Here is a 19949-nt window from a genome sequence, read left to right on the forward strand (position 1 = left end):
CGGCTCAGTCGCCGGCTCTTTTCCAACCCCAGAACAGCTTGCACGGCAAAATGTTAAGCCATTCAAAGCCGCTATCGATATGGCGGAAATGACGCGCCATAAAATCGCGGGCTCGCGCGGAGAACTGATAGACTAGAAATCCGCCGCCCGGCCGCAATATACTGTGCGTATTGGCGGCAATCTTTGGCCCAAGGCCATCAGGCAGGGTCGAAAAGGGCAACCCTGAGAGCACATAATCTGCATGCTCGAAGCCATTGGCTTTCACAATCGCCTCTACCTCTTCAGCCGAGCCAAGCACAGGCACAAACCGGCTATCTGCAAAGGTGCGCCTCAGATAATCAATAAACAGCGGATTGGTATCGATCACAATCAACGTGCCATCGCGCGGCAGCCGATCGAGGACAGGCTGGCAGAACGTGCCAACGCCCGGACCATACTCAACAAAAAGCTGGCATTGTTCCCAATCCACAGGTGCCAGCATCTTTTCGACAGTGAAGCGTGATGACGGGATAATTGAACCAACCATGCGGGGATGCTCAAGAAAGCCCCGGAAGAATACGCCCCATTGGCCCAAAAGGCGGGAGAACTTCTGCTTCAGGCGAGGCCTATTTATTGTGGCAGCATTCTGATTTTTTGGCATGCGCCACAGTCCCATTTAATCAAAGATCACATCATCGCCCTGACAGCCCGCTTTGCGCATTGCAACCCGCTCTGCCTCCGACTAGCGCTACTTTACGATGGCCGACCTTAACAACCCGTCAAATCTTGCATCGCGTGCCTCAACCGGCGGCATTCCGCGCGGGCGGATGGCGCTGCTGTTTATGGTCATGCTGGTCACCGCCGCCGGTAACACCGCTATGCAGTCGGTGATGCCGTCAATCGGCACCGCGCTCAAAATCAACGATGTGTGGATCAGCCTAGCCTATAGCTGGTCAGCGCTACTGTGGGTCGTGTGCGCGCCCGTTTGGGCTCGCCGTTCAGACCAGCGCGGGCGCAAGGCGATGATGGCGCTGGGGATGATCGGTTTCATCGTATCCATGGCGCTATGTGGGTTTGCCTTATGGCTCGGCCTGTCGGGTGCGCTAACCGCATTATGGGCCTTGCTCGCCTTTGCCGCCGCGCGAAGCCTTTATGGCGGGTTTGGCAGCGCTGCTCCGCCTGCGGTGCAAGCCTATGTCGCGGCCCGCACTCAGCGCTCTGAACGCACAAAAGCTCTCTCGCTTGTTGCCTCCAGTTTTGGGCTTGGCACCGTGATTGGTCCTGCGCTCGCGCCGCTCATGGTTCTGCCCTTTCTGGGATTGACCGGCCCTTTCATTAGTTTTGCTTTGATTGGGCTGGTCGCGCTAGTTCTGTTGCGCTTCAGATTGCCGAATGACGAGCCGCAATTCCCCGCGCGCGGGGACGCCTTTGACGCGCCTTATTCCAGCGGTTCGACTGCGCGGCATCAGGACGCAGATGATAGCGATGAGGAAACAGCCGAACTACAACAAAAGCTGCGCTGGTTTGAGCCGCGCCTTAGGCCCTGGGTCATCGCCGCCCTCTTGAGCGGCCATGCTCAAGCGATGGTGCTCGGTATCTCGGGCTTCCTTGTGCTCGACCGACTAGGCCTCAGAGAAAGCCCAGCCGAGGCAACTGGCCCGATTGGCATTGTCCTTATGCTGGGCGCGCTTGCGACTCTGCTTGCGCAATGGGGCCTGATCCCGCGCCTCGATCTGGGGCCGCGCGCCGCGACATTGTCTGGCACCGCGATTGCTGCGCTGGGCGTATTGGTGCTTGGCGGAGCGCAGGAGCTGCACACGATCGCGCTGGCTTATGCAATCGCATCGCTCGGGTTTGGCCTCGCCCGTCCCGGCACAACAGCCGGCACGTCGCTCGCGGTGTCACGGGCCGAGCAGGGGCAAGCATCTGGCGTGGTTGCTTCAGTTGCGGGTGCGAGCTTCATCTATGCACCCGCGCTAGGTGTGTGGCTCTATGGCTATTCGGATTGGCTTGGTTTCGGGCTCATATTTCTGCTGTGCGTTGCCGTGCTCGTGGTGGGCTGGTCAACAATGCAGGATGACAAGACGCTGACGCGGGATAGAAGCTAGCTTCCTGATTTGAGACCACGCCGCCCGCTCCCTCCACCCTTCCGCCCGGAGCCTACCGGGAATTATCCGGGTGGAAGGGTGGAGGGAGCGGGCGGCTAGCTATTCGATTAAAGTATCTCTTGCACCACCTCTTGCGGGCGGCACAGACGCACGCCCTTTTCGGTTTCCACGAGTGGACGGTTGATCAGGATCGGCTCCTGCGCCATCGCATCAAGCACCGTATCCGCGTCTGCATCAGGCAGGCCGCGCTCCGCCGCATCGGTGCCGCGCAGGCGCAGCCCTTCATTCGGGCTCATCCCAGCATCTTTATAAAGCTGCGCGAGCTTTTCGCGACTTGGCGGCGACTTAAGATATTGGATTACTTCAACCTCAACCCCATCGGCCTCTTCCAAAATCGCCAGAGTTTTGCGGGACGTGCCGCATTTCGGATTGTGCCAGATTGTCGCTTTCATGTGCCTGCTCTCCTGATCGCTATCACCCGCCTGCGCTGGGAATGTTGAAGCTCATGCAGGACCCTGCCCCGCATTCCCTTCGCCTAAACCAGCTTTGTGCACGGCAAAAGTACCACATGCGAAAAAATCAATGAGAGTGATCGAAATTGCATCTTGCAATTGAGAATAACTCGCAATAGTGCAGCTCCACGGACTGCGAATCATTCGCAATTAGGAGGATTACTTTGCCAACTCTCTCATCTCGCGTCGCGCTGCTCGCCGGCGCCGCATTATTCGCTGCGCCTGCCCTTGCTGAAGACAGCGGGAGCGGCGGACTAAGAGATGGTGAGGACATTGTAGTAAGCGGCCAGGTCCTGCAGTCTAACCAGGTCAACTCGGTCAAAACCCCCACACCTATCATTGACGTTCCGCAGTCGCTCTCCATCGTTACCGCCGAGCAAATCGAACAGCAAGGCTTCGATAGCATTTCCGATATCGTTCAATACACCCCCGGCATCAGCGTCTCTCAAGGCGAGGGACACCGTGACGCAGTGGTCATTCGCGGAGTGCGTACAACCGCCGATTTCTTCGTCGATGGCGTGCGCGATGATGTGCAATATTATCGCAGCCTTTATAACCTTGAACAGGTCGAAATCCTGCGCGGCCCCAATGCGCTCTTGTTCGGACGCGGCGGCACCGGCGGGGTGATTAACCGCGTCACCAAGAAGGGTGTGATCGGCGAGCAATTTGTTGGCTTCCTCGGCGCGGTCGACACATTTGGCGCGTTCACCGGCCAAGTAGACCTGAACTTTGCGACGAGCGAAAATAGCGCACTGCGCATCAATGCCGCGTATGAGAGCCTCAACAACCACCGCGACTTCTTTGATGGTGACCGTATCGGGATTAATCCCACCTTCCGCGCGCAATTGGGCGATGCCACGACAATCGACTTGTCCTACGAATATATCGATCATGAGCGCTTTATTGATCGCGGCATTCCGTCGACTGATGCCGGCCTGCCCGCAGAGCAGTTCGCCGACATTACCTTTGGCGATGAGATCGACAATTTCACCACGCTGGAGGCCCACGTCCTGCGCCTTGGCGTGCAGCATAGCTTTAACAAGAATCTAAAAGGCGTCTTCTCCGCCTCTTATGGCGATTATGACAAGGTCTATTCGAACCTCTTCCCAGTTGGCTTTGACGAGGCAGCGAACACTGTTGCGCTTGATGGCTATATCGACACGACGCAGCGCGAGAATCTGGTTCTCTCAGGCAATCTGATTGGCGACTTCAAAACTGGCAGCATCGGTCACACAATTCTGGTTGGCGCGGAATATATCGACACGTCGAACAATAATGACCGCCTCAACGCCTTCTTCGATCAGACCCAAGATGATGTGGAATTCTTCACCCCAACCCGTCCACTGGGCATTCGCGGCGGCGTAGGTGTGAATGCAGATGGCCTGACGACCACCAATAACTTCTCGGTGCTTAACGACGACACCGAGGCCGATGTTGAAGTGCTCTCGCTCTATATTCAGGACGAGATTGAGATCACAGATTGGCTCAACGTCGTGCTGGGCGCGCGCTTTGACAGCTTCGACATTACCGTCGACAATATCGAGACATTCATCGACACCGGCGTGCGCGATGTCAGAAGCCGCAAGGATGAAGAGATCTCGCCGCGCTTTGGCGTGATCCTAAAACCGCAGGACAATATCTCGATTTACGGCAGCTATTCTGAGAGCTTCCAGCCGCGATCGGGTGAGCAATTCGCCGATATCAATCCGCCGGACGATGCGCTTGATCCCAATACGTTTGAGAACCTGGAACTTGGCCTCAAATGGGATTTCCGACCTGATCTCAGCCTCACTGCTGCGGTGTTCGAGGTTTCGCAACGCTCTCCGCAAGTCGCGGACAATGATCCGGGTACGCTCGATGTGATCGAAACCGAGATCCAAGGTTTTGAGCTTCAATTCCAAGGACAGCTCACCAATTGGTGGGCGCTAACCGCAGGCTATAGCTATCTTGATGGCGAGCAAGCCAATGGCAATCGCCCGCGCGAGTTGCCGGAAAACATGGCATCGCTCTGGAACAACTTCCAAGTCTCAGACCGCATTGGATTGGGCGCTGGCCTGACATATCAGGACGAGAGCTTTGCCGACAATGGCAATAACGTCACCCTGCCTAGCTACACGCGCGTTGATCTCGCGGCCTATTACGATGTCTCTGAAAACCTGCGGCTACAGGTGAACATAGAGAACCTGTTCGATGAGGACTACTTCCCCAGCGCGCATACTGCAGACAATATCACTGTGGGCGCGCCGCTCGCCGCGCGCTTCTCAATCAGTGGGCGTTTCTGAGGAGCCGCGCACTGGTTCAGCCGAACCGCTGAGCGCCGGGACTTCGCGCGCTGCATCTTCTGCGCTGATTCCCGGTGGCGGCGCGGCGCTAATCTGTTCCTGACGGCGCGAGACGCGGGCGGCCCGCTCGACTGCGCGGATCAAGCGCGGATAGACGCCGCAGCGGCACAGATTCGGGATCGCCGCCTTGATTGCCTCTTCGCTGGGATCAGGGTTCTTTTCCAGCAAAGCGCTCGCCGCCATCACAATCCCCGGCGTGCAAAAACCGCATTGGATCGCCTGCTCGGCGACCATTGCCTGCTGCACTGGATGCGAGCGATCCCGGCTCAGGCCTTCCACGGTCGTGATAAAGCGCCCTTCCGCCTCAGCAATTGTGACAAGGCAACTGCGTAGCGCCTCTCCATCGACATGGACCATGCATGCACCGCAATCCCCCTCGCCGCAGCCGAATTTGGTACCGGTGAGATTGGCCGCATCGCGCAGCGCCCACAGCAAAGGGGTGTCGGGGTCGAGCAGAAACTCAACCGGCCTGCCATTGACGGTCATGCGCGGCATTCAAATGTCACCAATTTAGCGGAGCGAAGCGGAAGAAATCTCGCAGCCTAGTTCTGCCAGCTATCGTCAATCTTGGTGACCCGGCGTTTCCACGCTTCAAAGTCGAACATGCCGGCACCGCCCTGCCCCTGCATCACAGCAAGATCGCGCTGGTGCACATCGACCACTTCCTGCGGCACGACATTCGCCTCGCCCTGCGAGAGCGTTGCCACTTGAATTTCGCAGGCCCGCTGAAGCGCCCACATCTTCACGAACATCCCTTGGATAGTGCTGTCCATTACAACGGGGCCATGATTGCGCAGCATTAGAATCGAGTGATTGCCAAGGTTCTGAACCAGACGCTCGCCTTCTTCTTCGCGAACGGTCACGCCCTCAAAATCATGATAGCCGATCTGATTTTGGAAATTGCAGGCATAGAAATTGGTCGGAACAAGGCCATCCTTATGGCTGCACACCGCCATGGTGGCGGTAGTGTGGACATGGCAGATCGCATCGGCATTCGCGCCGAGATGCTTATGGAAATAGGCATGCTGGGTAAAACCAGCCTTGTTCACCATGTAAGGCGAGCCGCCGACATTGTTGCCATCAACGTCGATTTTCACCAAATTTGACGCGGTCACTTCGTCATACAGCATGCCGAAGGGATTGATCAGAAAGGTGTTCTCTTCATCCGGAACTTTGAGCGAGATGTGGTTATAAATCGATTCCGACCACCCCATGTGATCGAAGATACGATAGCACACGGCTAAATCCTGACGCGCTTTCCACTCCGCCTCTGAGCATTCATAGTTCAGATTTGCTGCACTCGCCTGCGTCGCCATGCGACTCTCCTTCTCAGTAACTTTGTACCATTTATCGCATGGCCCAACGACGCAGACAAGGTGCCAGTACACCCTTCGTCGAGTAGTGGACAGAATGTGGGTTCCCTAGGCGATGCACTCAAGCTAGCGCGGCTGTAATGAGCGAAAACGCGAAACTCGCTTCCGGCGGTATCACCGGACATCTCTATAGCCAGACCGCCCCGATGATCGTTGGGGTAGCGGCCATGATGTCAATCGGGTTGGTCGATGCCTATTTCATCGGGCAATTGGGCAGTACACCCTTAGCCGCCATCGCCTTTATCTTCCCGATCACCGTGGCAATTAGCAGTCTTGGTGTAGGCGTGATGGTCGGAATCAATTCGGTCGTCTCACGGGCTCTTGGCGCTGGCGATATGGACCGTGCGCATCGCCGTGCAAGCTTTGGAATTTTGTTCGCAATTGCCATCGGCATTGTGTTCGCAGTCGCGCTTTATTCTTTGGCTGATCCGCTCTTCCGGCTTATGCAGGCAGATCCAGAGACACTCCCGCTGATCCGGACCTATATCCAACCTTTCGCTCTGGGCCTGCCCTTGTTACTAGCAACGATGGGTGTGAACGGGGTCATGCGTGCGCAGGGCGAGGCGCGCAAAACGCTGATGGTCTCGCTAACGTTTGCAATCACAAACTGGATCCTCGACCCGATATTGATCACCGGAGCATTCGGTTTTGAAGGGTTCGGCATTGCTGGCGCTGCCTACGCCACGATTATTGGGTGGGCATGCGGGGTTGCATGCGCATTCTGGTTGCTTGGGCGCACGAAGCTGACGTTTAGGCCTCGCTATGCCGCGCGGACTGACCCAGTCGGCTCAACCAAGGAAATCCTCAAAGTGGCCGCCCCCGCAGCTTTTTCAAATGCGATCAACCCGATTGGCCTTTCCGTGCTCACCGCACTGGTCGCGATTGAGGGACAAGCAGCGGTTGCAGGCTTTGGTGCGGCGGGCCGGCTCCAATCTTTTGCGGTGGTGCCGCTGCTCGCGCTGTCAGGCTCCATCGGGGCGATTGTAGGGCAGAATTGGGGCGCGAACAAACCTGAGCGAGCGCGCGAAGCTTTTGCCAAAGCGGCGATGTTCTGCGTGATTTATGGGCTCGCGACGGCGCTGATCCTTGCGCTCACAGCTGACTATATCGCTGGGTTCTTTACCGATGAGAAAGCCGTCAGGCAGCAATTTGTGAGCTACGTCTATATCGCCGCTTGGGGGTATGCCGGCTTTGGCCTGCTGATCGTTGGCAATGGCGTGCTCAATGCGGTTGATCGCGCCTCTTTTGCGCTCCTTCAAAGCGCGGCGCGCGTCTTCCTGATCATGATGCCATTTGCCTGGCTGATGCGTGGATCAATGGGTGCAGACGCCATCTATACAGCCGAACTCATCGCCAACATCGTTGGCGGCGCTTGTGCCGTTTTACTGGTGTGGTGGACGCTGAAAGCGAAATCTGCGCTGCACTGATGCCAGACCGGGCGCTCATTCTTACGAAACATTAACCATCCTGCCCCATAGCCTATCACGCGATCAAATAGGGGTGCGCACGCAATGGATGATCTTCTGGCAGACTTTCTGGCGGAAACACGCGAAATGCTCGAGGCCATCGAGGGCGAAATTGTCGCTTGGGAAGGTGATCCGAGCGATAAAGAGCGCCTCGATGCCATCTTTCGCTTCGTTCACACGGTGAAGGGCAATTGCGGCTTTTTCGACTTTCCGCGTCTCGCAGGTCTAAGTCACGCAGCTGAGGATGCATTGGCAGAATGCCGCGCGGGTCGCCGCACGCCTGACGCGCGTCTTGTGTCCGCTGTGCTCGCGATCATTGACCGCATCACTGACATGGCAACCGCGATTGAAGACGGCCGGGAGTTCCCGCCAGGCGGAGATGATGAGCTTATTCAAGCGCTCGAAAACGACCAGCAGGGCAACGTTATCGAACCTGCGAGAGTTTCAGAAGCACCAGAAGGCGAAAAAGCTGCTCCTGATCCTGAGGCAAGTACAAATAATGCCAAAGCGGCGCCGCAGCGTTCGATCCGCCTTACGGTCGATCTTCTAGACGAAATGATGAAAGGCGTGTCGGACTTGGTTTTGGCACGCAATGATCTGGCACGGCGTCTACGCGATGCTGGCGAGCAACCAGAGGTCGAAGGCTCATTTGACCGCCTCAGCGGCATTCTCGGAGATGTGCGCCAATCCATCACGCGCATGCGGATGCTGCGGCTAGAAAATCTGTTTTCCTCGCTTCCGCGGCTTGTGCGTGATTTGTCGAGTGATCTTGGCAAACAAGTGATGGTCGACTTTGAAGGCGGCGATGTTGAGCTTGATCGGGAAATGATCGAGCTCATTCGCGATCCGATCACACATATTATTCGCAATGCAATTGATCATGGCATTGAAAAACCGACCGACCGGCTCGGCGCCGGCAAACGCGAGATTGGTCTGCTGCATTTTTCCGCACGCCAATCAGGCAATGAAATAACGCTTGTGATCTCCGATGACGGACACGGCATTGATACGGACAAGCTGGCTGCCAAGGCACTCGAGGCAGGCCTATATAGCCGTGAAGAACTTCAGGAGATGACGCCCCAGCGCAAACTCTATCTGATGTTTGAAGCCGGGCTTTCAACCGCAGATGAAGTCAGCTCGGTTTCGGGTCGCGGCGTCGGCATGGATGTCGTGCGCGCCAATATTGAAAAGCTGGGCGGGCTGATCGATGTTCGCAGCACGCAAGGTGAGGGCACCTCATTCCACCTGCGCCTGCCGCTGACGCTCAGCATCATGTCTGCGCTTACTGTGGTGAGCGATGAGCAGCTTTATGCCCTGCCCTATTCCTTCGTTGAAGAAATCGTTCTGGGTCGCTCACAAAATCTTGACTTTACCACCGCTGGCAAGCGCCAGATGGTGCGGTTCCGCGATCGCCGCGTTCCGTGCATCGCGCTGAATGACATTTTAGGCATGCCGCGCAGCGGCGATGCTAACTGGAAAGCAAAGACGATCCTGTTCATCCGCATGGCGAGCGACGATATCTTCGCTCTCGGCGTCGACAAGGTGAACGATCATGAAGATGTCGTGGTCAAACCGCTGGCTCCATCCGTTATGGCCACTGGCCTTTATGCAGGTACGACCTTGCTCGACGACGGACGCCCGATGATGCTGCTCGACGTAGCCAGCATTGCAGCGATGAATGGCCTTGTCGCGCAAGAGCATCGCATTGTGAACTCACGCCAAGAGCAAGCCATAGCGAGCGCGGCTCGCAAGACGATGACGGTCATGGTCTTCACTGATCTCGACGGGACTAAGCGCGGTGTACGCTTGCCTCTGGTAGCGCGGATCGACACGATTGGCGCTGACGCAATCGATCGCAAGCAAAGCCGCGTCCAAGTCGTTATTGACGGCGCTCTATTGCCGATGGCAGGCGCTGAACACGGCGAGCTTGACCGGGAAGAATACCGTGTCTTGCGGCTGCGTGATGGCGAGAACGACCTCGCGTATCTCGTGGATGAGGTCCATGATACAGTCGACATTGATGCCGAGCTTGACTGCACAACCCAAACGCCAGGAGCTGAAGGCAATGCACTGATCGATGGCAAACCAGTGCCGATCATTGATGTGCTTTCTCTTTTCGCTAATTACAACTGGCGTTCGTCAAGTAAGACCTCGCTTACCTGCCGCATTCCTCCGGGAAGCGACTGGGCCCGTAACATCCTCGAGCCTCTTGTGGCTGCTACCGGGTACGAAATCACTGAAGACCCCGCAGCTCCGGCAGATGTAACAATCGAATTGGATGACACCAGCTCTGACGTGACTGAAGGAGAAAGTGGCGCGGTTATTCGCCTGCGCTCCGAACGCGAAGCCGCTGACGACAGCGAAAACTCGATTTACCGCTACGACAGAGATGGCTTGATGCATGCGTTGAGCAGAATTCGGAACAAGCAGAGGAGCGCAGGATGAACGAGCTCGTTCTAATATGCGAAATCGGCGATCGTCAGGTGGCCATGTCAACCGACCACATTCGGTCCGTCATCGATGTTGAGCATGTGACTGCCATTCCCGGCGCACCGGCCCATGTGCTGGGCCTCACCGCACTGCGCAGCCAGGCTCTCACTATTATTGATACCCGTTTGGCGCTTGGTCTTGAGCCCGCTGACAAGGGCGGGGAAAAGCGCGCCGTTGTCACGGATATTGACGGGCACGCTTATGCCTTGCTGATCGATCGCGCTGATGATGTTTGCGCTAGCCTTAGTGACCCGAAGCCATTGCCAGGCGGCTTTGGCGCTGGATGGCAGGATGTCGCGATTGGCGTTGTCGAAACCGAACGCGGTCCGTCTTTGCTCGTCGATATCAAGAAGCTCGCAGCTGGTCTGCCGGCACTCGCAGCTTAAGCTATTGGCAAGAGATTTACTTTAGCAAAGACTGAAACAAAAATGGGCGTGAAATAATGAAAAGCTGTCTCATCGTGGACGATTCGCGAGTAATCCGTAAGGTCTCGCGGCACATTCTGGAAACTCTGGGCTTTGAAGTCCGCGAGGCAGAAAACGGGCGTGATGGCCTGGACCGCTGCGATGAAACCATGCCTGATGTGGTGCTGCTTGATTGGAATATGCCGGTCATGAGCGGGATCGAATTTATTACACAATTGCGCAAACGCGCTGATGGCGCACAGCCTAAAGTGGTATTCTGTACCACGGAAAATGATGTCGCTCACATTCGCGAGGCGATTGACGCAGGTGCAGACGAGTATGTGATGAAGCCGTTCGATCACGAAACTCTGCAGATCAAACTGCAACTTGTCGGCATGGCCTGAAAAGGGCCTAGCAAGTGTCCGCGAGACCTACCTCAAAAATCCTTCGCAAGGATCCGATTGCCCAGCGTACTGGCGCGGACAGCAAGGCTGCGCCAATTCGTGTGATGCTGGTTGACGATTCGCTCACTGTGCGGACCGTTTTCAAGCGCATGATCGACCGTGAGCCTGACCTTACAATCACCGCCACAGCAGGAACTGCTGAACAGGCGCTAATGAGCCTCAGGTCGCAAATTGCCGACGTCATCCTGCTCGATCTTGAAATGCCAGGAATGGGCGGGCTTGAAGCACTGCCCAAATTGCTTGAGCGCAGCAATAATGCACAAATTCTGGTAGTCTCATCCCTGACCGATCGTGGCGCAGAGGCCACGCTGACTGCTCTCTCAATGGGCGCTGCGGACACCATGCTCAAACCGCGTCCTGGCGGCTTTGATGATGAATACCGCGACGCTCTGCTTGAAAAGGTGCGCGCGCTAGGCGGGCAGGAAGGCAAAAGCACGGCTGCACCGAAGAAGACACCTCTCAAAGCCGTAAGCAAGGCCGCGTCAAAGAGACCAGAAGTGGTTGCTATTGGCGCGTCTACTGGCGGCATTCATGCACTCAATCTCTTCTTGCGCGCACTCCCAGCAGAATTTGATCTGCCGATCTTAATTACGCAGCATTTGCCAGACAGCTTTGTGCCGGTGTTCGCGCGGCAAATCGAAATGGCGGCTGGCCGCGAAACTGTTTTAGCGGATGAAGACGTTGCCGTTCAGCCAAACCGAATTATCATCGCACCAGGCAATGGCCATATGAATCTCCGCAAGAGCGGAACGCAAGTAGTGACCAGCCTCAGCTATGAAGCAGTCACAAGCGGATGCATGCCGTCGGTAGATCCGATGTTCAAATCCTGCGTGCAGGCATTTGACGGACGGGTTGCTGCAGTGCTGCTCTCGGGCATGGGCCGTGATGGCACAGCGGGTGCAAATATGGTCGCAGAGGCAGGCGGTATCGTGCTTGCTCAAGACGAGGAAAGCTGCGCTGTCTGGGGCATGCCGCGGACCGTCTCTGAAGAGGGCACCGCGATTGTCACTGCACCACCTGAGAAGCTGGCTGCGCATTTGGAAAAATACGCGGCGGTGCCAGCATGGCAGTGATGGATCCATCCTACCAAATCGTCGCTGACTTGCTAGCTGCGCGCACGGGTCAGCATCTTGCACCCAATCGGCTATGGCGCATTCCCTCTGCTTTAGCCGGCCTTTTCCGAGACCGGGGCATATCCAATGTCGACCAGCTAGTTTGCCTATTGGCCGACGCTAAGGAAAAGCAGCTGGCCACCGACGTGGTCGAGGCTCTCCTCAACAACGAAACCTATTTTTTCCGCGATCGCTGCTTCTTTGAGACGCTCGCAAACACGGTGCTGCCTGATTTGGCCGAGAAACGCGCTGCAACGCGCCGCCTGTCGATCTGGTCTGCTGGATGCTCAACGGGTCAGGAGGCGCTCTCGCTTGCGATGCTCCTAACCGAACAGGCCCCGCGCTGGGACGGTTGGCAAATCGAGATATTGGGCACTGATATCTCGGGGAAGGCGGTCAAAACCGCGCAGGACGCTCGGTATACTCAGTTCGAGATTCAGCGCGGCATATCGGTCGCGCAAATGCTGCGCTTTTTTGACGAGACTGAGGACGGTTGGGTGCCCGATCCAAAGATCGCTTCCATGACCCGTTTTGAGCAGCGAAACCTGCTCGAACCAGCGCCGCAAGCTCGTCAGTACGACCTCATTCTATGTCGCAATGTCCTGTTGTACTTTGAAGGCCATGTGCGCACACGCGCATTTGACCGGCTTGGAGACTCATTGTCGAGTGATGGCTGGCTAATGCTCGGCGCTGGTGAGACAATCATGGATCAAACGAGCCGGTTTGAGGCCGCGCATTGCGGGTCTTCGCTTTACACAAGAAATCACGAGCCACCTGAGCCGATCCGTTCGCGCGCATAGTTTCGTAGACCGCCTTGGCAAGGCGAGCAGCAACACTTTGAAAAATATAGCTTTTGTGCGCGTAAAGACGGTAAATATACCGTTTACGCTTCCTTAGCTCTTGGCTGTTAACCCTCGAGGGTTGCAATATTCCGCTCACTGGGGGCTCAAGCGTGAAGAATTGGTCTAGTTCAAGTTTTACAGGATCAGTAAGCGCTATTGGAGGCCCGTTGCTTGTCCTCTCAGCAGTGTTTGCCGCCACGCTTGCGACCATTATTCTGGTCGGCGAAACGGGCACATTTACCCTCGCTATTATCGCCTTTGGCAGCCTCGCATATCTGATAACCAGTGCTGTTTTGTTTTGGTATGGTGCGCGCAGGCTTACGCATTTCCAAGGACTTGGCCAGGAAGACAGCCTCACTGGATTGCCCAATCGCCGCGCCTTGCATGCTGACTTTGAGAGCCGTGACCAGGTTGAAGAAGAAGTAGCCATCGCACTGATCGATCTCGATGGCTTCCTTAATGTAAACGAGCAATATGGTCACGCTATAGGCGACCGCGTCATTTGTGAATGCGCCAAGGTGCTTTCCGAGATGTGCGCTGATGAAGCTCGAGTATATCGCTTGGGCGGCGATGAGTTTGCCATCTTGCTCGAAGGACCGGTCGCCGGGACTTTGCTCGAGGGGTTGTCACGCAGAATTATTGAGCGCCTAGGACACCCCATCAAGGTGGAAGAGCGCCGCCTCATTTTGGGCGCCAGCATTGGCTTGGCGCGGGCTGCTGCTCAAGACAATCTGGGTTCGTCAGAATTACTGCGCCGGGCCGATGTGGCCATGTATGCCTCAAAACGCAGCGGAAGGGCCCGCTGCACATGGTTCAGCCCGGAATTTGACGTCACGCGCGAACAGGTACGAGAACTGGACGAAGACTTGCGCGGTGCGCTTGCGAATGGTGAGTTCAACCTGGTTTACCAGCCGCTTGTTGATTGCCGAACACGCATGGTCGTGGCCGTAGAATGCCTCATCCGGTGGGAACGCCCGGATGGCAAAAATATTGGTCCCAATGTCTTTATCCCGATTGCTGAGCAATCTGGCCTGATCAATCCAATCGGCTTGTGGGTGCTACGCCGCTCATGCCTCGATGCGCTGGAATGGAATGACATAAAATTGTCCGTCAACATTTCAGCCGCGCAATTGCGCAACCCCGAGTTCCCTATCGAACTTGGTCAAATCCTGGAAGAAACTGGCTTCCCCCCAGAGCGGCTTGAGCTCGAAATTACCGAAACATGTCTGGTGCTTGACCCAGTCATCGCCGAGCGAAGCCTGGCGGTCATTCGCGGGTTCGGTGTCAACGTGGCGCTAGATGATTTTGGCACTGGCTACGCGTCAATCGGCTTCTTGCGTCAGTTCCGCTTTGAGAAACTGAAGCTTGATCGCAGCCTGGTTGTTGATGCCGGTGAAGATGATGGAAGCCGGGCTATGATGCTCTCCAGCATCACGGTTGCGCGCGCGCTCAAAATGGCGGTGACCGCTGAGGGTGTCGAGACAACTGAGCAAGCCGACATGGTCCGCGCCGCAGGCTGTGATCAGATCCAAGGCTGGCTCTATTTCAAGCCAATGCCGTGCGAAGAAATACCGGCTTATCTAGACAAAGAAATCGACGTGCCCGTTCCGGCACAAGACCAAGCGGCGTTAAGCGCGCCTAAAGCAACTGACAGCGACAAAGGGTCAAAAGCAGCATGAATGTAATGGATCAGTTCGCTGAAGAGGTGCAGCAAGAGATCGATGCAGCGCATGCGGCGAATGCTTATGATGATCATGAGGCGGGTCGACTGACATCTCTTGCACAATGGTATGAAAACCGCCCTGTGCTCGGCAAATTGCGCCTGGTTTTTGGGACATTTGCCGGGATAATGTTGCTAATCGTTGCTGTTCTCGGCGTCGGCATGACCAATGTTTATGACCGCTACCAACAGCGCGGCGAGGTGCTCGCAGCGGCCACGGAGGCAGCCGAAATCAATTCAAGCGTTGGCGAAATGCGCTATTATGCAATCCGCTTCGCTCTCAACCGTGACCAATTGTCACTCGACCAGGTCGAAATGAGCATTCCCGAAATCGCTGATCGGGTTGATCGCATTGCCTCCAAACGGGCCGCACACAATGCCTCGATTGACGCCGCAGTGGCAGAATTTGAGCAAGCTCTTGAGGCTTATCAAACAGGTTTTGCCGATTGGCGCACGGCCTTAGTACAGGGCCCTGATAGAGCCGATGCTGCTGGCGCGCGGCTCTCGACGGCTGGAGATGATCTCTATTTCGGCGCCGAGCTCATTCAGGAAACGCTTGAGGCTCGCTCGCTCGAAATGGAGCGAACGGGCATGAGCATTTTCCTCTGGCTGATGACCGTGGTTGCTGTGCTCGCGATATTGGCGACTCTCGTCATCTCGTTTGGTCTGAAGGTTACAAGCAAGAGCGTGAGTGATCAGATCAGTACGGTCGCTGGCGCCATGAACCAACTGGCCAAAGGTGACGCCAATTTTGAACTTGAGGGTGCCTGGCGCGAAGACGAAATCGGCGAAATGGTCCGAGCGATGGACGTCTTCAAGATCTCCAACAAGTATATCGAGAAAATGCGGATCGAACGCAATGAACGCGATGAGCGCGAAGCAGCCGCTTTGATGAAGCTTGCGGGCAGCTTTGAAACAACAGTTGGCGAAGTCGTCGGCGGGCTCGCTTCGGCCTCCTCGCAATTACAAACAACCGCCACAACCATGGCATCAGCCGCAGATCAGTCGACAACGCAGACTGACCAGGTCGCCGCGTCTATGGCGCAAGCGAGCAAGGGTGTAACAGCCGCTGCCTCAGCCACTGATGAATTTGCCATGTCGATTGGCGAAATCAGCCGGCAAGCCAGCAATTCTGCGCAATTGGCTCATAAGGCCAAAGAAGCTGCCAGCAATGCTGATGAGACTGTCTCTGCACTCGCTTTGTCTGCCGAAGAAGTCGGCCAAATTGTCGAGCTCATCCACTCAATCGCGCAGCGCACTAACCTGCTGGCGCTGAACGCGTCGATTGAGGCGGCGCGCGGCGGCGAGGCCGGGCGCGGATTTGCAGTAGTCGCATCTGAGGTCAAAGAGCTCGCTTCGCAAACCAGCCGGGCCACAGAGGAAATCGCAGATCAGATCCGGGGGATGCAGTCCTCGACCGGTGCAAGCGTCGATGCGCTGCGTTCTATCAGCGAGCAAATCTCAGAGCTTGAGACAACCTCGATCTCGATCGCCAGCGCGGTTGATCAGCAATCGGTTGCTGGCCAGGACTTGGCACGCAATATCGATCTGGCGGCGCGCGGCTCCGACGATATCACGAATAGCATCGAGCAAGTCCGCGAAACGGCTCTTTCCACTGGCACTTCCGCCAAACAGGTGCTGATGTCGGCCAATGAGCTGGAGAGCCAGGCCTCTGGCCTCAAAGACAAAGCTGAAGAGTTTCTCGCCGAGATCCGTCGCGGTAGAGCAGCCTGATCACTCCCACCAATAGGGCAACCGCTTCGCTGTGCCAGTCGACACCTCGTTCATTGTTTTGGCATCATAAAGCCTGCCGCCCAGCATGACCTGATCAATCTTGTCCGAATTGCGGATATTGGCTGAGGGGTCCGCTGACAAGATCAGCAAATCAGCAAGCTTGCCTGCTTCGAGGCTACCGACATCGCTTTCCATGCCCAGCGATCTGGCCGGCTCGATAGTCCCAGCACGCAGCGCCTCGATTGGCGTCATGCCGCCGCGCGCAAAACTCCACATCTCCCAATGCGCGGCAATGCCGGGTTGTTGGCCGTGAGCACCAATGCTGACATGCACTCCGCGCTTTGCGACCTTGCGTGCCTCTCGCGCGGCATTGTCATCCACGAAGGCCCAATCGGGCGCCTTTGTCCGGCGCGCTGTTTCGGCCATCAAGATGCGCGGCGGGGTATGCACCAGCAGCGGATTGTCGAACACGTCAGTCGCCTGCCGCCAATATGGGTCCGCTGCGAGACCGCCATATGTGACGCCCAATGTCGGTGTGTAATTGGTGTCGCTGCCGCCGAACATCTGCAGCATATCTTCATACATCACATCGACCGGAATGTTGTGCTCCATGGTCGAATTGCCATCGGCGATCATGTTCATATCCATGCCGAAGAGTGATCCCCCCTCGGCCACAACCATCATGTTTTCCGCACGTGCGGCAGCGACCACCATCTGGCGCTGTTCACGGCGCGGTTGATTGTAATTCTTGACCGAAATGCCGCCCTGCGCCTTGATCCGCCGGACATGCGCCAACGCATCCTCGTAATTGTCGATCCGCGCATAAACACTGCGCGCTTTCGCGCCATAAATGATCTCGCCGGTCGAGAAAATCCGCGGGGCAAGCAGCTTACCCGCCTGTTGCCGCTCAGCTGCTGCGAAAATTTGACTCGAGCGATTGGACGGATCGTGCATCGTCGTCACACCCATCGCCAGATCCTGTACCAGCCGCCAGTTTTGCTGCGGGATGAGATCGCCAACGCCCTGCGCACCGTGCGCATGCGCATCGACCAGGCCGGGCATGACGGTCTTGCCCGTCGCATCCACGCGCGTCGCGCCTGCTGGAATAGTGATGTCGCCTGCCCCGCCGATTGCTGCGATCCGGTCTCCTTCGATAACAATCGTGCCATTCTCAATGACGCCCGCACCATCACCCGTCATAGTGAGAATGCGCGCGCCCGTGATCGCCACTGTGCCGCTGGCCTTATCCGCACGTACAGTCCGCGCCAGCGAAACGCCCGTTTCGGGCGGTGTGAAGACAGCAGCTTCCTCGCCCTCACCTGTTGGAACTGAGGCGAACAAATCGCTCTTCGCGGCGCGGTACATTGTCGGCCCCATCGACCAATAGAGCGCAGAACCATCACCGGACCAACCGATGTAATCGGCGCCGTCTGTGCTAGCTTTGGTAATCGGCAGCGAGCTGGCCTTCTCGCCGACAGTGATCGCCTGGCCGCCCGGCAGAACCGGCATCGCGAACACCTCATAATTCTGGCGGAAGGCGACGTGGCGACCGTCAGGCGAAATGCGGAAATCATTGGCCAATTCCCCCTGCGCATGAACGCGGATCGCCTCGCCATTGAAGTCGCTAGAAAGCAGCTGAAGCTTGCCATCATTCACGCCGAGCATGAAAATACGGTCATTTTCGGCACCAAATTGCGGGGTGCTGTTGCCGCGTGTGACCAGCGCGGGTGTGCCGCCGCTCGACGAAACACGGTATACGCCGGGATTTTCCGAATAGTCCCGCGAAGTCAGATATCCGCCCCAACGCTTTTCGAAAACAATCGTGTTTCCATCAGGCGAGAACTGCGGCTGCGCATAATGCCCGGGCTCAGTGGTAATTACACGGGCATTGCGGCCATTCGCGCCAGCCACGACGATCTCGCCCAGCCCTGCATCAGTCCAGCGCACAAAAGCAATTTGGCGGCCATCGCGCGACCATGCTGGCCACGCCTCCACTGCATCACCGCCAGAGGTCAGCCGCCGCGCCGCGCCGCCGCTGGTGTTCTTCACATAGAGCTTGCCAAGGCTCTCAAACACGACCTGCCGTCCGTTCGGTGAAAGCGCCGCATATTTGGACATCTTGGTCGTGAATGTGTCAGGCGCAACATCAATCACCGGATGCGGCGCATCGGCCACACCGCGTGTGTCATCAATCCGAAACGGGATAACTTGCGCCGGACCGCCGCTGGCTCCGACCCGGCGCAATTTGCCGCCAGCCCAGAAGACGATTTCTTGGCTGTTCGGCATCCAATCCATCAGCGGATAGACACCGTAAACCGCCCAGGTTTCCTGCAAATCAAGGTCGAGCGCTCCGTAAATCATGCGCTCGGCGCCGCTGGCTATATCTTTCACCCACAGCTGGCTTTGATCCTTGTCGCGCCGAACAAAAGCAATCGACTTGCCATCAGGCGACGGGGTTGGCCGGACGGATCCGCCATAGCCGGAAACCGCTGTGGTTACCTCGCCCGTGGCAATCTCATATTGCTCGATCTCGAAGAGACTTTGGGTGGAATCCTGCGCATAAATGAAAGTGCCGCCGCCGCTAACATTGCGCGTGTAATAAATCGACTTGCCATCAGGCGCGTAAATCGGCTCGCCCAGCTCTTTCTGGTGGGTTTTGTTAGGCCGCTCGACCAAAGCAACGCCGCCACCGCCGCCTGATGCGTAATAGAGCCAAATCTCACCGGTCCCCGCTGAGCGCGTCGTGGTGAAATGCTTCTTGGCCGCGATATATTCGCCATCCGGGCTCCAAGTCGGCTGATTGAGCAGGCGGAAGCTCTCCTTCGTCACCTGCCGCTTGTCGGAGCCATCCACGTTCATCACCCAGACGTTGTCGCCGCCGCCCCGATCCGAAGTGAAGGCAATGCGCCTCCCATCGGGCGAAAACCGCGGCTGTATCTCCCATGCCAGCCCTTCTGCGATGCGCGTCGGCGTGCCTCCGGAAATCGGCATGGTGTAAATATCGCCGAGCATGGAGAATGTGAGCATGCGGCCATCGGGTGAGACATCCACGTCCATCCAGCTGCCCTCGTCGGTCTGGATCGGCACTTGCTTGATCTCAAAGCCGGGAGGGTTCGATATATCCCACTTCTCATCTTTCTTTTCAGCCTCATTGGCGACCGTCGCAGGCGCGGCATTGGCGGCTGTCCCGCTGCCTTCTAGCGGCATGCCCTCAGCTGACGAGCTGACTTCCTGTTCCTCAACCGGATTGGGCGATTGCGAATTATCGTCCTGCGCGAATGCGGCTTGTGCGACGAACAGACCGGCCAAAACCGAAGCAGCGGTGAATTTCATGAGTGTATCCCCTCCCCATTTCTGGGCCAAATATACCGCCTGTCTAAGCCGGTCTGGGGGAGAGTCAAAA

The 19949-nt window shown here is 56.9% G+C and carries 15 protein-coding genes; 10 read left to right on the plus strand and 5 right to left on the minus strand.

The genetic code is table 11. The annotated features are described in order from the left end of the window. Nucleotides 1–4: 4 nt before the first annotated feature. Nucleotides 5–640, minus strand: a complete 636-nt coding sequence (locus ACFCXQ_RS00970; protein ID WP_379552206.1) for a class I SAM-dependent methyltransferase — start codon at nt 638–640, stop codon at nt 5–7. 97 nt (nt 641–737) lie between these two features. Between ACFCXQ_RS00970 and ACFCXQ_RS00975 the strand changes: the two genes are divergently transcribed. Continuing rightward, nucleotides 738–2087: an MFS transporter gene (locus ACFCXQ_RS00975; protein ID WP_379552208.1), complete on the plus strand. Its 1350-nt coding sequence runs from the start codon at nt 738–740 to the stop codon at nt 2085–2087. 107 nt (nt 2088–2194) lie between these two features. Here ACFCXQ_RS00975 and arsC read toward each other — a convergent pair whose 3' ends face one another. Further along, a complete protein-coding gene (arsC, locus tag ACFCXQ_RS00980) occupies nt 2195–2539 on the minus strand; it encodes an arsenate reductase (glutaredoxin) (RefSeq protein WP_379552210.1) in 345 nt (114 codons plus the stop codon). A gap of 224 nt (nt 2540–2763) precedes the next feature. On the opposite strand from arsC, the gene ACFCXQ_RS00985 reads away from it, so the two are divergent. Next, nucleotides 2764–4881, plus strand: a complete 2118-nt coding sequence (locus ACFCXQ_RS00985; protein WP_379552212.1) for a TonB-dependent receptor — start codon at nt 2764–2766, stop codon at nt 4879–4881. Here ACFCXQ_RS00985 and ACFCXQ_RS00990 read toward each other — a convergent pair. Both ACFCXQ_RS00990 and ACFCXQ_RS00995 read right to left on the minus strand, forming a co-directional pair. Continuing rightward, nucleotides 4861–5436 carry a (2Fe-2S)-binding protein gene (locus ACFCXQ_RS00990; RefSeq protein WP_379552214.1) on the minus strand — a complete coding sequence of 192 codons (576 nt, stop codon included), beginning with the start codon at nt 5434–5436 and terminating at the stop codon, nt 4861–4863. The genes ACFCXQ_RS00985 and ACFCXQ_RS00990 overlap by 21 nt on opposite strands. 47 nt (nt 5437–5483) lie before the next feature. Then, nucleotides 5484–6257 (minus strand): class II aldolase/adducin family protein, encoded by a 774-nt coding sequence (locus ACFCXQ_RS00995; protein WP_379552216.1) that lies wholly within the window; start codon nt 6255–6257, stop codon nt 5484–5486. A 137-nt stretch (nt 6258–6394) separates the two neighbouring features. On the opposite strand from ACFCXQ_RS00995, the gene ACFCXQ_RS01000 reads away from it, so the two are divergent. The 8 genes from ACFCXQ_RS01000 to ACFCXQ_RS01035 all read left to right on the plus strand — a co-directional run bounded on the left by ACFCXQ_RS01000 (nt 6395) and on the right by ACFCXQ_RS01035 (nt 16546). Next, nucleotides 6395–7741, plus strand: coding sequence for an MATE family efflux transporter (locus ACFCXQ_RS01000; protein ID WP_379552218.1), 1347 nt, complete (start codon nt 6395–6397; stop codon nt 7739–7741). An 84-nt stretch (nt 7742–7825) separates the two neighbouring features. Next, a complete protein-coding gene (locus ACFCXQ_RS01005) occupies nt 7826–10225 on the plus strand; it encodes a chemotaxis protein CheA (RefSeq protein ID WP_379552220.1) in 2400 nt (799 codons plus the stop codon). Further along, nucleotides 10222–10656 (plus strand): chemotaxis protein CheW, encoded by a 435-nt coding sequence (locus tag ACFCXQ_RS01010; protein WP_379552222.1) that lies wholly within the window; start codon nt 10222–10224, stop codon nt 10654–10656. The genes ACFCXQ_RS01005 and ACFCXQ_RS01010 overlap by 4 nt, the downstream gene beginning before the upstream one ends. A 56-nt stretch (nt 10657–10712) precedes the next feature. Further along, entirely contained in the window at nt 10713–11078 is a 366-nt protein-coding gene (locus ACFCXQ_RS01015) for a response regulator (RefSeq protein WP_379552224.1), read from the plus strand. A 14-nt stretch (nt 11079–11092) separates the two neighbouring features. Then, on the plus strand, nt 11093–12211 hold the full coding sequence (gene cheB / locus ACFCXQ_RS01020) for a chemotaxis-specific protein-glutamate methyltransferase CheB (RefSeq protein ID WP_379552226.1): 1119 nt from the start codon (nt 11093–11095) through the stop codon (nt 12209–12211). Further along, complete coding sequence (locus tag ACFCXQ_RS01025; RefSeq protein WP_379552228.1) at nt 12202–13050, plus strand: CheR family methyltransferase; 849 nt, start codon at nt 12202–12204, stop codon at nt 13048–13050. The genes cheB and ACFCXQ_RS01025 overlap by 10 nt, the downstream gene beginning before the upstream one ends. 152 nt (nt 13051–13202) lie before the next feature. Continuing rightward, a complete protein-coding gene (locus tag ACFCXQ_RS01030; RefSeq protein WP_379552230.1) occupies nt 13203–14771 on the plus strand; it encodes a putative bifunctional diguanylate cyclase/phosphodiesterase in 1569 nt (522 codons plus the stop codon). Between the two features lie 5 nt (nt 14772–14776). After that, the gene (locus ACFCXQ_RS01035) at nt 14777–16546 is read left to right on the plus strand and encodes a methyl-accepting chemotaxis protein (RefSeq protein ID WP_379552232.1); all 1770 of its coding nucleotides are present in this window, start codon (nt 14777–14779) and stop codon (nt 16544–16546) included. Here ACFCXQ_RS01035 and ACFCXQ_RS01040 read toward each other — a convergent pair whose 3' ends face one another. Continuing rightward, nucleotides 16547–19879 (minus strand): amidohydrolase family protein, encoded by a 3333-nt coding sequence (locus ACFCXQ_RS01040; protein WP_379552234.1) that lies wholly within the window; start codon nt 19877–19879, stop codon nt 16547–16549. Between the last annotated feature and the right edge of the window lie 70 nt (nt 19880–19949).

The organism is Qipengyuania rhodophyticola (assembly GCF_042493225.1).
Taxonomy (GTDB): domain Bacteria; phylum Pseudomonadota; class Alphaproteobacteria; order Sphingomonadales; family Sphingomonadaceae; genus Erythrobacter.

What these genes read in the sequence shown, in the direction of transcription:
- ACFCXQ_RS00970 (WP_379552206.1), bottom strand. Translation starts at nt 640, where the DNA reads ATGCCAAAAAATCAGAATGCTGCCACAATAAATAGGCCTCGCCTGAAG.
- ACFCXQ_RS01010 (WP_379552222.1), top strand. Translation starts at nt 10,222, where the DNA reads ATGAACGAGCTCGTTCTAATATGCGAAATCGGCGATCGTCAGGTGGCC.
- ACFCXQ_RS01005 (WP_379552220.1), top strand. Translation starts at nt 7,826, where the DNA reads ATGGATGATCTTCTGGCAGACTTTCTGGCGGAAACACGCGAAATGCTC.
- ACFCXQ_RS01015 (WP_379552224.1), top strand. Translation starts at nt 10,713, where the DNA reads ATGAAAAGCTGTCTCATCGTGGACGATTCGCGAGTAATCCGTAAGGTC.
- ACFCXQ_RS00975 (WP_379552208.1), top strand. Translation starts at nt 738, where the DNA reads ATGGCCGACCTTAACAACCCGTCAAATCTTGCATCGCGTGCCTCAACC.
- ACFCXQ_RS01025 (WP_379552228.1), top strand. Translation starts at nt 12,202, where the DNA reads ATGGCAGTGATGGATCCATCCTACCAAATCGTCGCTGACTTGCTAGCT.
- ACFCXQ_RS01035 (WP_379552232.1), top strand. Translation starts at nt 14,777, where the DNA reads ATGGATCAGTTCGCTGAAGAGGTGCAGCAAGAGATCGATGCAGCGCAT.
- ACFCXQ_RS00990 (WP_379552214.1), bottom strand. Translation starts at nt 5,436, where the DNA reads ATGCCGCGCATGACCGTCAATGGCAGGCCGGTTGAGTTTCTGCTCGAC.
- ACFCXQ_RS01040 (WP_379552234.1), bottom strand. Translation starts at nt 19,879, where the DNA reads ATGAAATTCACCGCTGCTTCGGTTTTGGCCGGTCTGTTCGTCGCACAA.
- ACFCXQ_RS00995 (WP_379552216.1), bottom strand. Translation starts at nt 6,257, where the DNA reads ATGGCGACGCAGGCGAGTGCAGCAAATCTGAACTATGAATGCTCAGAG.
- ACFCXQ_RS01000 (WP_379552218.1), top strand. Translation starts at nt 6,395, where the DNA reads ATGAGCGAAAACGCGAAACTCGCTTCCGGCGGTATCACCGGACATCTC.
- arsC (WP_379552210.1), bottom strand. Translation starts at nt 2,539, where the DNA reads ATGAAAGCGACAATCTGGCACAATCCGAAATGCGGCACGTCCCGCAAA.